At 52.6% G+C, this 14,268-nt stretch carries 13 protein-coding genes and 1 pseudogene; 5 read left to right on the top strand and 9 right to left on the bottom strand.

The features are described from left to right. Nucleotides 1-333, bottom strand: a complete 333-nt coding sequence (locus EDE05_RS14160) for a DUF4375 domain-containing protein (RefSeq protein WP_166675459.1) — start codon at nucleotides 331-333, stop codon at nucleotides 1-3. A gap of 623 nt (nucleotides 334-956) precedes the next feature. Between EDE05_RS14160 and EDE05_RS14155 the strand changes: the two genes are divergently transcribed. The 3 genes from EDE05_RS14155 (at nucleotide 957) to EDE05_RS14140 (ending at nucleotide 3,479) form a co-directional block, all read left to right on the top strand. Continuing rightward, nucleotides 957-1,430 carry a hypothetical protein gene (locus tag EDE05_RS14155; RefSeq protein ID WP_112802531.1) on the top strand — a complete coding sequence of 158 codons (474 nt, stop codon included), beginning with the start codon at nucleotides 957-959 and terminating at the stop codon, nucleotides 1,428-1,430. Nucleotides 1,431-1,642: 212 nt separating this feature from the next. Beyond that, nucleotides 1,643-2,245: a nucleotidyltransferase domain-containing protein gene (locus EDE05_RS14145; RefSeq protein ID WP_132408886.1), complete on the top strand. Its 603-nt coding sequence runs from the start codon at nucleotides 1,643-1,645 to the stop codon at nucleotides 2,243-2,245. Between the two features lie 370 nt (nucleotides 2,246-2,615). Beyond that, on the top strand, nucleotides 2,616-3,479 hold the full coding sequence (locus tag EDE05_RS14140; RefSeq protein ID WP_105375125.1) for a TylF/MycF/NovP-related O-methyltransferase: 864 nt from the start codon (nucleotides 2,616-2,618) through the stop codon (nucleotides 3,477-3,479). 34 nt (nucleotides 3,480-3,513) lie between these two features. Here the strand turns inward: EDE05_RS14140 and EDE05_RS14135 are convergent, their stop codons facing one another. After that, on the bottom strand, nucleotides 3,514-4,353 hold the full coding sequence (locus tag EDE05_RS14135) for an FkbM family methyltransferase (RefSeq protein WP_166675458.1): 840 nt from the start codon (nucleotides 4,351-4,353) through the stop codon (nucleotides 3,514-3,516). A gap of 378 nt (nucleotides 4,354-4,731) precedes the next feature. Between EDE05_RS14135 and EDE05_RS14130 the strand changes: the two genes are divergently transcribed. Beyond that, entirely contained in the window at nucleotides 4,732-5,880 is a 1,149-nt protein-coding gene (locus tag EDE05_RS14130) for an IS110 family transposase (RefSeq protein ID WP_134101594.1), read from the top strand. A gap of 264 nt (nucleotides 5,881-6,144) precedes the next feature. Here EDE05_RS14130 and EDE05_RS14125 read toward each other — a convergent pair. The 4 genes and pseudogenes from EDE05_RS14125 to EDE05_RS14105 all read right to left on the bottom strand — a co-directional run. Further along, nucleotides 6,145-7,157 (bottom strand): annotated as a pseudogene (locus tag EDE05_RS14125) (IS3 family transposase); the annotation flags it as partial. 329 nt (nucleotides 7,158-7,486) lie between these two features. Then, nucleotides 7,487-8,311 (bottom strand): ABC transporter permease, encoded by an 825-nt coding sequence (locus tag EDE05_RS14115; protein WP_105371830.1) that lies wholly within the window; start codon nucleotides 8,309-8,311, stop codon nucleotides 7,487-7,489. A 137-nt stretch (nucleotides 8,312-8,448) separates the two neighbouring features. Further along, nucleotides 8,449-9,096: a class I SAM-dependent methyltransferase gene (locus EDE05_RS14110; RefSeq protein ID WP_105371829.1), complete on the bottom strand. Its 648-nt coding sequence runs from the start codon at nucleotides 9,094-9,096 to the stop codon at nucleotides 8,449-8,451. A 59-nt stretch (nucleotides 9,097-9,155) separates the two neighbouring features. Continuing rightward, entirely contained in the window at nucleotides 9,156-10,196 is a 1,041-nt protein-coding gene (locus tag EDE05_RS14105; protein WP_105371828.1) for a hypothetical protein, read from the bottom strand. Between the two features lie 255 nt (nucleotides 10,197-10,451). Between EDE05_RS14105 and EDE05_RS14100 the strand changes: the two genes are divergently transcribed. Further along, nucleotides 10,452-10,697, top strand: a complete 246-nt coding sequence (locus EDE05_RS14100) for a hypothetical protein (protein ID WP_105371827.1) — start codon at nucleotides 10,452-10,454, stop codon at nucleotides 10,695-10,697. Between the two features lie 166 nt (nucleotides 10,698-10,863). On the opposite strand, the gene EDE05_RS14095 is transcribed toward EDE05_RS14100, so the two are convergent. From EDE05_RS14095 to EDE05_RS14085, 3 genes are all read right to left on the bottom strand, one after another. Then, on the bottom strand, nucleotides 10,864-11,451 hold the full coding sequence (locus EDE05_RS14095) for a 3'-5' exoribonuclease (RefSeq protein WP_112802548.1): 588 nt from the start codon (nucleotides 11,449-11,451) through the stop codon (nucleotides 10,864-10,866). Nucleotides 11,452-11,580: 129 nt separating this feature from the next. Next, entirely contained in the window at nucleotides 11,581-12,336 is a 756-nt protein-coding gene (locus EDE05_RS14090) for a glycosyltransferase (RefSeq protein WP_112802550.1), read from the bottom strand. Next, nucleotides 12,329-14,173, bottom strand: coding sequence for a glycosyltransferase family 4 protein (locus EDE05_RS14085; protein ID WP_112802552.1), 1,845 nt, complete (start codon nucleotides 14,171-14,173; stop codon nucleotides 12,329-12,331). The genes EDE05_RS14090 and EDE05_RS14085 overlap by 8 nt, the downstream gene beginning before the upstream one ends. Nucleotides 14,174-14,268 lie beyond the last annotated feature (95 nt).

Genomic DNA, 14,268 nt, shown 5'->3' with positions numbered 1-14,268 from the left:
TTATCTTCTCCCGCCGCGGCAGGAGAAGATAACGGCCATCTCAGCGCCAAACACTTCGGTAACATCCCTGGGTGAGGCAATAGGGGGGGTCAATTCTTCGCTTCGCTTGACAAGAGCACCGGAGGAATTATCGAAGAACTGCTGGAGGCCGCCGTTTGCAACCTCACCGTCGAAGATAACTGTGGCGTAGAGATATACATGAGGCTGGCCGAGGCGAATAACCGTCACCGGTATGAGCTGATCTTCTATGGAAATCCCGTCTTTGGCCTGTTCTATCGCCTGCTTTAGAAGCCAATCATCGAGTGAACCCAGATCATCGTAGGTCGTTGTCATAGTGCTTCCAGAAAACGGGTTTCCATAGTTAACCTCTATGCGAAAAATATCCCGCCACACCTGACCCCAAGCTGCCCCCACATGCATCTAAGTATGAAGCGTGGGACTAGACCTGCTCCGAATCTGCGGTAGTCTCAAGATACCAACGAAACACATTGCGTCGCGTGGATCGCCGCCGCTGGCTTTGTACGAATTCAGGTGCTGGCCGAAGCTGGACTGGCCTTCACCAACGAAATCGCAGTCCTTCTGCAGCGCTCGAAACTGCGTCAATGCGACCGCTGCTGTTTGCTCGACCCGTTCACGCCATGAGAGGGCAGATGAAACGAAAGGGAAGGTATCGACCTCAATCCAATAAAGCTCACATATAGCCTCAGGGAATCGGAACTGCAATTGCCCACCAATGCTCACCAGTCCAGCGAGCCGCGCTGCTTCGATAACGGCAGGGATGTCACAAACTGGCCAAGCCCACTCATTTCCGCGCAAGCGGCCATTTTCCCGTAGTTTTTCGGGCAGTGATATCTCAGGCGATCTCGTCATCAAGCTAGCATCACATATTGGCGGAAAGGGTGTAAAGGTCAGCAGATGAATCCACGGTTGCCGGTTCGAAACTTTGGGGTGAACGCTTGCTTGGCCCGCTTTTGATTTTTGCCTTACTTTCCACAGACCTAAACTCGGATCGCTTCTCCCTCTCGAAAGATCTGCTTCCGTTTGGCGTGCCATCTGAGTTTGCTGACGGTCGGTCGCCGGTTCTTACCTCGGAAGAGCTGCTGGCCTGCTTCAATAGATACGCTGCGGTGGAAAGGCAGCGCCTGCATCTGGGTGTGAAGCGTGCGACCTTGGCTGTCGAAGAATCATCCAGTGTCATCAACAAGCAGCAGCGTGAAAAAAGCGCCCCGAAAGATGATTTGGACAGGCAGTTGGACGAGATCGAAAGGTCGGTTGCCGAACAGAATAATTTGATGAAGAACACTCGCGAGTTCTTGCTGCTCAGGACCAAGTTTTTCAAGGGATATCTTGCCTTTGCCGAGGAGTGTGGTTCAAAAACCTACCGCTCTTCCGACGTGCGGGCGATTTTTCCGAATGGTGTCCCGGAGTAACTAAAAGACTGGTTGGCTGCGGAGGCGAACGGTGACTGGAAATCCTATACGGGAGGCAAGTCGGATTTTGTCGCGTCGATTGTCGAGCAAGCTGCTCCACGTAGCTTGTGGTCCAGGGACTTTGCCGAAGCTGTGAGCCCAGCTAATCTTCATGCATGGGAACACCAATCACACAGGATGATCTGGAAAGGGCGAGGGAAGGGCTGCTTACGATGGCGGTTGGCTGGTTCAAGAGCGACGTGAGCGTCCTGGGGATTTTCCTTGGAGGCTCAGTCGCCGCTGAAAGCGCCGACGCCTATTCCGATATTGACCTGCGCATTGTGGTGGCATCGGAGCAGCATTCACAGTTCGTAGAGAAGCGACGCGAAATTCCAGCGCAGTGGCCCGGCTTCCTCTTCAACGAAAGGCTTCCGAACACGCCGCACTGTGTATCGCACTTCTTGCCGTTCGGGAAGATCGACATCTTTTATTTTGACGCTGCCAGACTTGTACCCTCGCCATGGTACCGGCTCCCGATCAGAATTTTGCACGACCCGACGGGTATTGTCGCGGAGGTGGTGGAGCAATCGGCAGGGCTGACGTTTGCGGTTAGGGCGGACGAGTTAGATATCTCCATCAGCAAGGGCTTGGCCGCAGCTCAAGAGACATATCGGCGAGCAAAACGTGGGGAGCTGTTTTACGCACAGACCCTTTTGGACGAACTGAAGCCGCCGCCTGGGGACCATTTCTTTTTAGAAAGAGGGCACGGTCAGAAGAATTTGGTCTCTGCGTACCCTACTTTAACAGGCTCGTATCAGGCACTGGTTCGAACATAGGAATGCCTGGACAGGCAACGTCGGCAAACACGCCTGCCTAAGGGTTCAGGTTTCCTCCGATGAGAAAACGCTGACTGCGGTCATCTCCGCAGAAAGTCATTTCTCAACAACAAAGGCCAGCGGCACGTCGCCCTTACCACTCTTACCTTCGACCAAGGCAGTGATGCAGGCGGCAGGTTGCTGGGCGGAGGCGCTAGCGGTCTGATCCCGGTCACGGCACTTCAATGGTAAATAACAGTTCGTCGGCGACTTTAAATTTCATGCTGAGGTTTGAAGAGGTCAAGCAGGTTGCGCAACCTAGACACTTTTTACACGTTGTGCGAATTACGAGCGCTGATAGATTTTTCAGCGTGATCGAAAGGGTCTTATTGTGAGCTTCATCCAAAGGTCGACCTCCTCTATTCAAGATGTATTGTCTCAGATTTTGGACGAAGAAAGGTGGCCACAGGTAGAATCGTTCCTTCGCAAGTCAGTCAAAGTGGTCGCTGACGAGCTTCAGAAAACACAGGCTGAAGGAGGCGTCAGGATAGATGTTAAGAGCCTCGTGAGAGATCTTTCGTCTGGGCCGTTGAACGCTGAGTTGCAAAATTTCTACAGCCGAAATCATCGCTTTGTGGCGATGTTGGAGGAAAAGAATCGCCGCGCAGCAGTCGAGACATACGACTTTGTCGACAAGGAAATGCCTCAGGCACAGTTCATCCAAAACCAGATGTCGGTGATTCAGTCTCGCCGTGACGAGATCACGCGCCTGAACGGGTCTATTCTCGACTTAGGTGTTTATAAGGGGAGCAGCACCAGAACGCTTGCCGGAATATTCCCGGATCGTAGCATTCATGGGTTCGATTCATTTGAGGGTCTGCCAGAGGATTGGGCAGGGTCATTGAAGGGAAGCTTCGGGGAGGTGAAGGGGGTCCTCCCTAATATGCCGGCAAACGTCCGCCTCTACAAAGGATGGTTCGAAGATACGCTTCCCGGATGGTTCGAAGAAAACAAAACGAGTCCGATCTCATTGCTCCGCGTTGACTGCGATCTTTACTCCTCAACCAAGACCATCTTCGATGTGCTTGGCTCTCTCGTCAAATCCGGCACTTGGATCGTGTTCGATGAATTGATCGGATATCGCGGGTTCAAGGACCATGAATATAAGGCATTCATGGAATTTAAGGCGAAGACTGGAATTCAATTCGAATATGTGTCATTCGGCCTGACCTATGCGCTCGGATACGTGAAGTAAACCTCATGGCAATCCTCCCCGTTTAGCGGGGGGATTACCCCTCAGCAAACTGCCCCAGCTTTGGTGGTGGCAAAACGTACAGGTCAACCCATCCCTTTTCGTTCATTGCAAGCTTGCGAACATAGGAGACAAATTCTTCTTCGCATCCCGGGGTCAACGGGGCTCCGATTAGATCACTTAACGTCAAGCAATTCCAGCGCTGCCTACCAGGGCTCTCATATACAGCATAACGGGCCGTCAAGGCCTGTAGGAATTCGACTGGGTCAGTAGACTGGCTGTCCATCCAATAGGGCGCAAATTCCGTCTTTATGAACCAGTTTTTATGCGTAGAGAGGAATTCGCGGCCGCCAGCAAATACTCTCTCTTCCCATCCCTGAGTGTCGATCTTGATGTAAACTCCTTCGTTTGCTTTAACGTCCTTCGTCAACATGTCCAGTGTAAGGACGTCAGTTTGAACGATCGACCAGCCGGGCTGCGCAATAACGCGACTGTCTTGAGAAGATCTCTCGTTAACGCCGAATGCTGACTTTTTGACCGACGGACTGTTCGAAACGATTGCGGAGTAAAAATGATCAAAGTGTATACCATTAGAGGCAAAATTATCAGCAACGAACTCCGCGAGCCATGGGATGGGTTCTACGAGTATCAACCTGCATGATGGAAAAGCGCGTCGCATTAACATTCCAGTGTAGCCGTAATTTGCACCGACATCGATGCAAACTTTTGGGTCAATAGTGTTACGGAGAACTGAATAGAACGAGCTATGAAACTCTTCAAAATGGCCTCGGCCATAATAGTGCGTGCCTCCAGAATCTCCCTTTCTGAACGTGACAGTGAGGTCCCCTATTTCCACACTTCCAAGTTCCGATGTCATGTCGAATTCCTCTAGAGCTCTGGATTGCTGCACGCTGACAGGCCTAGCGTGAACTAATATCACCATAACCAACAGGTCGAAAAGGCCACCAACGATATCCCGAGAGATGGCGCAGCCGGCACCGCTTATCCCGTTGGATCGGGAGCGGAAGTCCACGCAGGTCAGCGCCAGTTTGACGTGCTCCCCGTTTTTGGGCCAGCGCGAGCTGGAATTTTCCGGGGTTAAAGCTCATGTCGGCGGGGATGCCGATGAGCTGTTCATGAGCGAAATCGGCACCTTGTTGCCGATCGCGCTATGTGGCCGGAACTCGTTATAGATCCTATGCAAGCTCGCCGCGGAGCTTGATACTTCACCTCCGCTTTTCCACGGAGGATGATAATGAGCGCTGATAATGTCAATGATTGCTATATCGCCCTTGAATTGAGCCAGAGAACGTGGCTGGTCGGGTACCTTTTGCCTGGCTCGGATAAGGTGCAGACGGTTACGGTTGCCGGCGGCAACGCCGAGGCTCTCCTGTCCGCTCTTTTAAGAATTCAAAGCATGACACGAAATCGCTCTCCGTCAGGATTTGCGGCAGGGCCGCTGCGAGTATGTTTCGAAGCGGGCTATGATGGCTTTTGGCTTGCCCGCTTTCTCCTCAACAGCCGTATCGATACCACCGTTTTGGACCCGTCCAGTTTTTTGGTTTCCCGTCGAGGCCGACGTGTGAAGACAGATCGCATCGATGTTGAAGCGATGGTGTTTACCCTAAAGGCCTATCTGCTCGGAGATAGGTCGGTTTGCCGCCCGGTGCGGCTACCCAGCATCGATGAAGAGGACGCCAAACGCCTCTCCCGAGAACGTACCCAATTGAAGAAGGAGCGCACGCGCCACGTCAATCGCATTCGCGCCTTGTTGGTACTCCACGGTATTCGCTCGGTTCCCGGTCTTTGGGGAGGGCGCTGGAAGGAAGTGCTTTCGAATATCCGAACTGGCGACGGCAGGGAACTGGGCCCTTTCATCTTCCGTGAGCTGTGCCGCCAGTTCGAACGCCTAGACCTCGTGCATTCGCAACTCAAGGCTCTGGAGAAAGAACGCGTTCAGGCTTGCGCATCCGAAGGAGAGATCGATAACGGCGCCAAGATCAGAGTTCTGAAGCAGCTCGATGGCATCGGCGAAACCGGCGCTGCACACTTGGTCGCCGAAGTGTTCCATCGAACATTTAAGAACCGAAAGCATCTGGCCTCTTACCTCGGACTGTCTCCCAGCCCGTATTCCAGTGGAGAGGTGCATCGAGATCAGGGCATCAGCAAAGCGGGCAACAAACAAGCACGCGTGATGCTGATCGAACTGGCTTGGTGTTGGCTCAAGTACCAACCACAAAGCCAGCTCACGCAATGGTATCGCTCCCGCTTCTCGGGGCATGGAGGTCGTTCTGGAAAGGTCGGAATAGTCGCTTTGGCCCGCAAACTTGCAATAGCATTCTGGCGGTTCATCGAAGACGGTGTGGTGCCCGAAGGGGCCACGCTATCTATCGCCGCCAAATAAGGGTTCAACCGCCGACGGGCAGTTGAGAGGAAGCGTGGCTACCGTGCGTAGAGATGGAAATCACACGCCGAGTTGTAGTTTGGTACCGCGTTTCGAAGCAGGCGTTTGGCCACCATGAATCGGGATTATGGTCGGAGGCAGCTGCCTCAGCCGGATACAAGTGGAGGCACCAACGGGTGCCGGATTGCCAGACGACTGCGAACAACCGATGGAAGGCAATCTTGGGAGGGATGACGATGGATTGACAAACGCCGCTTCATACAAGTCTCTACGCCAATCCTCCATCTTCGAACGCGCGTCGTCAAGGCTCATGAACCAGTGGGCGTTCAGGCACTCGGCACGGAACTTGCCGTTAAAACTTTCGATGTAGCTGTTGTCGGTCGGCTTGCCTGGTCGCGAGAAGTCGAGCACGACGCCCTTATGATAGGCCCATAGATCAAGGTCTCGGGAGATGAATTCGCTGCCGTTGTCCACACGAATGGTGGCAGGGTAACCAACCTGGCGACATACCCGTTCGAGCGTTTGGACCACATCCTCGCCCTTATAGCTGAAACGTGCATCGACCGCCGGCGAGAAGCGAGAGAAGGTATCGACAACCGTTAAAACTCTGATCTTGCGGCCGGTAGCCAGCTGGTCATGAACGAAGTCCATAGCCCAGACATGGTTGGAATGGGCTGGCTCCGTGCGGTCGGCTCGCAGCTTCGCCTTCACGCGGCGCTTGGGCGTCTTGTTGCGGAGCTGAAGGTCCATCTCCTTGTAAAGTCGATAGATTCTCTTCGGGTTGACGGCCCAACCATCACGCCTGATCAGAACGTGAACGCGGCGATAGCCATAACGCACCCTGGTCTGGCAGATGTCCTTGATCTTCAGCTTCAATTCGGCCTGCTCGCCGCGCCTGGACTTGTAGACATAAAGCGTCCGGTCGATTCTCAACACTGCGCATGCACGCCGGATCGAGACCTTCCAGTCCGCCTTGACCGTGTCGACAAGCTTGCGCTTGCGGGCAGGCCTCAGAGCTTTTTTGAAAGCACATCCTGTAGCATGGCTTTGTCCAATGACAGGTCCGCCACGATCCGCTTCAGCTTGGCGTTCTCCTCTTCGAGCTGCCGCAATCGCTTCATCTCCGAAGGCATCAGCCCCGCGTATTTTTTGCGCCAGTTATAGAAGGTCGCATCGGAAATCCCTGCCTTGCGGCACACCTCACCGACCGGCGTCCCATCCTCTGCCTGCTTCAAAACAAATGCGATCTGCGCTTCTGAAAACTTCGAGGCCTTTATCGAATTCTCCTCTTCTTCCCAACAGGGATCATAAGTGGAAAATTCCAGTTCCAAATGGCCTAAATTCTTGGGGGCACGTCAAGCCTGGCGGTCCCGCACGTCAATCTCGCAAGCCTGCATACTTTGGCAAGATTGCTGAAGGACGCTGATGGCTCATCGCAATCTTCGGTAATGGGCGCAGCATTGGTCTCTCACGAAACGAGTCGGAGAGATGTTCATGCCTCGCCAGCCGTGACAGTCGATACCCTCGACAACTGACATCAACAGGACATGCTCTACCCAAAATCGCTAGTTCCAGTAAAGTGGAAGTTGATTTTAATTATGGGGGCTCAGTGGGAGAGAAGTTTCTTGCGCAGAAGCCTTTCCATCAACAAGCCTATGCAAAGGCACAGGATTCCGAAGCCAATTAAGTAGAGTTTATCTAGCGCCTGGGTTGGATAACCTAGGTAGTAGGCGCTACGCATCCAAGTAACCGCGTGAAAAACGGGGTTGAACGTGCAATAATAGATTAACTCATTTGGAAATATATACAGGTAAATTGGTCCGCCGGAGGTGAGATATATTATCGCCACAAAGAGGGAGTAGAATCTCGCAAAAAACGGATATATCGCCGAAATAACGCTGATTATAATACCGACGCCGATGGCAAGAAGCGCAGTGCTCAGCATTGCCAAAAGAGCTTGGTCCGGTTGCCGGGGGTAGGGGTCCGAGCCAATTGATAATAAAATGATAAACATTACAAAAACTGAGATTACAATCCCGATGAGTTCGAGAGCGCAGCGCGCTAGAATAATATCGAGCAAATGAATTGCAGGAAAGGCCAACATATTCTTATTCGTTAGAAGAGATGCTGCCATAAATCTTGAAATATACGAGAAAGTCAAAGCCGGTATAAGGCCAGTGGCAAAAAATAAAAATAAGTCGTCACCAAAAATCGCCGTTCGGCTTGTAAGTGTGTAGATTAGTAGCAGAATTAGAGCATGTGCTATTGGCATCAATGGCGGAATTAAGGCGCCTAGGCCGTTGTTGAAAAAACGGCTTCGGATGTCACGCAGTATCACTGCGTGCATGACGTTAAGTATCCTTTGCAGGGCGATTGCAGAGGAGGCTGTCGCCGGCTTCGTTCGTTGGTCCAGAGTTTTTGTTTCTACCATCTTACTTCAAACTGCAATCCACCACTGCCACATCTATGACACCACCATTTGGGTCGCAATACGGCGAAACCTAACGCCGTGGGGTGCCAGGATCTCGCACTTAGAGACTAGGGAGACTCCTTGATCTCAAGTGAGCTTTAGGCCTTCTTTAGCAGCGATATACAATCGAGGTTAGGCACGCCCCAATCGTGAAACGTCTGTTCGACAACCGTAAAACCTGCGGCCCGGGCCAGGTCCGCGAAGATCTCGGCCGACATGTAGTTCCGCCAATGAGGGTTTTGGCGGAAATCTTTTTTTGGCCCAGCCTGGGTGTAGTTTGAATGATGAATGAACGCGTAGCCGCTCGGGGACATCACACGGTAAAACTCGGGAAGGTAGGATTTCACGATTTCCGGAGGGAAATGCACCATGCTGTCGAACGTGTAGAAGAAAGTGCACGTTTCACTGGCGACGTTGCGTAGATCATATCCATTGCATTCCGTGATGCTGGTCCTCGGATTGCCTGCATATTTTTTTTGGCAGTGTTCAATATTTTCTTGATTTACGTCAATCATGGTCACATGATCTGCAAGTTCAAGCAGCTTGTCCGTATTTCGACCGTAGCCGCATGCAAAGTCGATGCTCCTCGTGAAATTGATTGGATGTCGATCAAGCACTGGTTGTACAAAGACGCTCCAGTGCGCATTCATGTCTCTCGACGCGGCGCCGTGATAAGCATCGGCAACGTCCTTCCCCCAAAGAAGGCTGTTCTTTTTTACGAGCGTTTTCAGGCTGTGGAAAAACACGATCTTACTCTCATCTAGATAGGTGCTTCGAATGGACGTGGCGCTCAGTTAATTCAACCTCATTGCGCGCGGGCTTCTGCCTTCTGGATGAAATGATACAGGATCAAGTCAGCCTCAAGCAAATGCTCAATGCGGCCTATTTTCTTCAAGATATCAGCTAGTTGATGGACCGATTCAAGCTGGCCTCTCGTGCGCACGCTGCTTTCCGGTATGCCGAGCAGCTCAGCAATATGCCTCGGGTAGGTCCGATCGTCGCGGCCCGCGTCGAACAAGGTGAACTGTGAAAGTATATCAAGGGCTTGCGAGACATCATCAAGTGTCGCGGTGTCCGACGGATTGTCCGCGACGAGCTGCTGTGTAAATGGCGATGCCAGAAGTTTCAGTGTGTCATTGGGTGCGCTCCGGATTGCCTTCGAAATTGCAGCCTCGTCCTGCAGGGCAAGATCGTCGAACCAGTCCATAACCGGCTTAAATAAGAGTATATCGCGGGGAGCGACAAATGGAAACTTCTGTTTGTTGTATCGGCTGAAAATGATCAGCCGCAGGGCAAGTTCATAAAACGGATCTCGCAGAGAAATCATCGTCACATCAATGTTGTAGTCGATATAGATGCGATAATTTTTCAGGAGGATACGACCCGAAACGTAGACGGACGGCTGATGCAAAATCTCGAGCATTTGGCGCACCGTCTCAAAACCATAATGCTCGACGCGGTGTTCATAAAACTGGAAGAACGGCTTTAGGCAAAGGTCGAGATCGGTCTGAGGAAAATATGCGGTCTCGACACGCAGGACTTTCTTGGGAATATATTCTGGCTGCGCTCGCCGATAGATGATCATACCTGTTTCAGAGTCAGATATCTCGACCTTGGAAGCTGTGCTGACGCCCGGAACGTTTTTCTCGTTCAGTATGAAACCGACATTTCCGGTCTCGTGCAGTCCTTGGGCGTGTGCTCCTTCGATAAAAATCCAGGTATTGACCTCGGTAATTTTGCTGTCGTCGTTGATCCTGACCAATACTTTCGGCTTTGTAGAATATCCGTCCGGTACAAGGTAACCGTGGATTTCCTTGCCTATGTCTTTGTAAACGCAGAAATTCATTGAGCTACAGCGAGTCGATCCCGATCTAGAGAGGATATATGGGTTAATATCCTCTTTTGCACAAGCGCTCCATTTCAAGAAGGAGAGAGCTCAAGGATTCATCAGCCGTGTTGGCTCTCTAACAGCAAATCTGAAAGCTCGGACCACGCCATCTCGGGTGACGGGGATGAATCGGCCTTCTCCAGTACGACATTAACTTTGGCAATCCATCTTAGCTGTGATAATTAGAGTTTTATCTATCGTTGGGAAGCCCATATGAAACAGACCGCAAAGCCGGCCTCAAAGGTGGTTGACGGTGATGGCACGATACTTGAAGAGGATCGCCAGCTGACGCAGCTTCTCCTGAGAAACGCTGTTCAGCTACCCCAAAATACCGGCGCAACCGATGCTCGCCGCAGAGTTACGGTGAAGGAATTGCTTCTCCTGATCTGTGGCCTGCCGATATTGTGGTTGCAGGCCATTGCGCTCGGTCGCGTCGGGCGCGAATACGACGAACTATAGACGGCGACGTTGACTTTACTGAGTCTATCCCGAGGTTGAAACTGGCCTGGCGCGTCATTGGAACGGCCAGCTGATAAAGCCTCAGTGCTGAAGCGCGGATCATGGCGAAACCACCCGGGATCGCAGTCGCGCTGAGCTCGATGCCGGGCGGCATGACCTAGCTGTCTCAACGCTTTGCATGCGGGAGGGAACTGGTCAAGATGAGACTAAGCAAGTGGGCGTAACCAAGTGCATCGTCCAGGGCGAAATGACTATGGGCGTGGCCTCCGAGCCATTCTGCGGGATAGTGTTCCCGGTTGCAATGACGGTAATCCCAGCCCGTCGTACCCATGATAAGTGAGGGAATATCGACGCCTGAGCCCATGCAGAGACTGGAATCTCGCGGGTGTTTGAAGAGGCGGCGTCCGACGAATTTCTGCAAGTACAAATCTACCCAGGGTCCGTCGAAGCATAAGGGGTGGGCGGCAAAGACGGGATCGCCAGGACGGCTTTCAACCCAATCTGCCCAAGCGCGCATTCCCTCTTTTGGATCTTGTTGATTAACGGTAGCCGCTCGCCAGGCAAGCGGCTGTGAGTGCCACCACAGCATCGTTTCGCCGTCTGTCGTGGCGTCAGGGAGCTGCTTCAGGTTTATGCTGAAGGTCCCGTGGGATGCTCCGTCTTCGCCGATTGCAACGGAGGCAAGACTTATCATCGAGTGGGTGCCCGGTACGTGGCCGTCTGTTTCGATGTCCGTCACGATAAAAGAAATCATTAGTACAGCCTGTTGAAGGTTTCATGTAAATCGCGCTCTTCGCGGACCAATCTGCTGGTGATCATCGCCTGTAATTCTTTTGCCTACTTCAAACTGCGGGTTATTGGAAAACGGAGCACGCTCAAGAGTTTATTGCTCAATTTGAAGGGGCATTTGCAGATCACGTGTCTCGATCACGTGCTTGATGTAATCGCCGGGATGCGAAATCGCATCGGCCTTCAACGTCATGCGAGAAAGCGATCGTAACCGTCTGCGGATGGCATGTCCGGTTTTCGGCACGACTTTGTGGAGAAGGCCGGCGCTGATAGTATTCATGTTCCAGCTCCAATCTTCGAAGCCTATGCCCTCCCGCAGGTCTGTTGGAGGATATGGATTTTGGCTATAAATTTCGTGGGCGGCAAAGCTCAACGCTGTCCAATAATTGTCCAATGCTAAGCCAGTTGGCTCGAATCGCGGGTCTTCCATGTCTATGTGATAGAAGGCCAGTTTCGCATCTCCGAAGTAAATGGAAACTTCCGGATGCCAGATGACCGAAGCTTCACGCGTCTGAGCCATGTCGGCGGCCCGGATCAGCCAGTCAGCTCCCCAAAGATCGTCCGCATCTAAAAAGCCTAGAAAGTCACCCGTGGCGACATTGACGGCATGATTTCGAGCGAGACCAGCGTCGCCAAAATCAGTTTCGATGAGGGTGACATCCTTTCGGAAGCGGCTTTCGATAACGCTTTTGGTCAATGGATCGGACCGGTCCATTATCCCGAGGATTTCTACTTCATAACCAGCATCGAGCAGACGGTCGGTGTTGCGATAGATGCTTGCTATCGCCGGCACGGCAAGTAGGCCTTCGCGATGGACATTCAGGATCGCCGTGATTTTTGACTTAGCCATGGAGCAAGCCTCCAGTTGCCGATGGCTGCTGGGTGAGCACCGTCTTGTAAGACTTCCAGTTGTGATGCTCGATAAGCCTGCGCTGCATCGCAGTCGCGCGCAAATAGGCCGTTTCCGGGTTGTCGGTCGCCTCCCGCAGGGCGGCGATGAAACCAGGGGCCTGATGAGATGGAGGGACCAGCCATCCGGTTGTATCGTTGACCAATTCAGCAATTCCGCCGCTCTCCGACGCGACGATAGGAAGACCAGAGGCAGCTGCTTCCAGAAGCACATTCGGAAGCCCATCCCAGAGCGAGGTGTAGAGAAAGACATCGTAGGAGGGCAAGGGGAGGTCTTCGAAGCGATCAAATTTCCCATTCAAAAAGACGTAGTCCCTAGACCGTGCAACATCGTCAAGCGCAGCCATAAGTGTAGGATCGTCGGTATCGCCCCAGATATGGAAATCGAATTGCTGGGCGTTCTGGAGAATTTCCAAGAGAAGTCGGATATTTTTCTGACGAGTGATCCGACCTGCCCACAATATGTTCGGGCGCCTGGTGTCGCCATCCTCTCTCAAGCGTGGAGGAATGAGAGGCGGCGCGGGTTGCAGGAGGCAGACGAGGCGATCTTGTAGATCCGGCGGTATTGCGAATTGTTCCTTTAGGTCCTCCAGATGGGTCGTATTGTCAAAGTAGACGCCGGCCAAGAACTGAAGACAGGGGCGCAGAAACTCGTACGAATAGCCGAAGCGGCGACCTTGAGAATCATAATCGGGACAGAAGAGCATCGCGTAAAGCTGAGCGAACTGTACCATCCTATGGCCATGACGCCGGATCGCCTCCCAGCATTGCCGGCTGTTTACGTTGATGATCGCGCTCGGCTGCAGGCTGCGGACCAAGGCCTCAACGAGTTCCACCCGGGCCGACTCGTCGAGATCCGGTGCAATGGCGGAAAACGAAACAACGTTAACACCATCAGGCAAGCGATGCTCTCCGGACCGGTCATCATTGTCTGTGAGAACCACCAGAATCGAGTGGAGCCCGAAGGTTTCTACGCATGCACGGGCAACATGGCAGGCGAGCAGATCAGCACCGCCGCGCTTCAGCCATGGTACGAAAACGATAATCTTAGGCGGTTTATTCAGCCGAGATATGATCTTCTCAAACACAAGCGCGATGCGATGGCGCGGCATGCTCGTGGAGATTTCCAGATTGGCGATATCTTGACCATAGTTTGCGGCGTAAAATTCGGGGTCCAGATCCTCAACTTCCTCAATAACTTTCCGGGCGCTGTCCAAATCGACGGTAGGCGGCGTAGCCAAATATCCTTCGCCCCGTCCGTGCTTGATGAAATGGAGGAGCGGGTTCTGGCCTATGACGTGGGGATATCGGTTCAAATACCATGTCGAATTAAACTCAGGTCCAGGAGAGCGGTTTTCGCGCCAGCCAAAAGTCATGAAATGCCTGAGTGCTGGTATTCGAGATGCGAACACATCGGGGTAGGCCGCGTAATACCAGTCGTCGTTGAAAAATCCGGAGTCCCGGATGATATCGGCGTCGCTGGGTTCCGCCGGCTGTTTCTGAAACCCACGCCAGCGACCGATCAGCAGATAGTGAAGAAGAGGGTCGGGAGAGGATGGCGAGTTGGCAAGATAGCGCTTCTGATAGGCTTGTGAATCGAAAAGGCGACTAGGATTGTAGCCGAGGGTAGCGCCTTTCGTGAGGTAGTGATGGATTGAATCCCTTTTCGTTAGGGCAGGGTAGGCGAGTTCGTACCACTGGGCATCGAATAGACTTGACCGACGAAACAAAATGCTAGCGATCAGATAATAGGAAGCGCCCAGAACTTTCGTGACCATACTTCGCCCGGATCTTTCTATTGCCACTATGGGCACGTGGCTACGTCATCAATACGCTAAGGTACTCCGCAATCCGGATGTCCTAGTCGGCTATA

It is taken from the genome of Neorhizobium sp. R1-B (genome assembly GCF_004368875.1).
Classification (GTDB): domain Bacteria; phylum Pseudomonadota; class Alphaproteobacteria; order Rhizobiales; family Rhizobiaceae; genus Neorhizobium; species Neorhizobium huautlense.
Note: the sequence above shows the minus strand (reverse complement) of the source record. Positions and strands in the feature narration are given on the sequence as shown.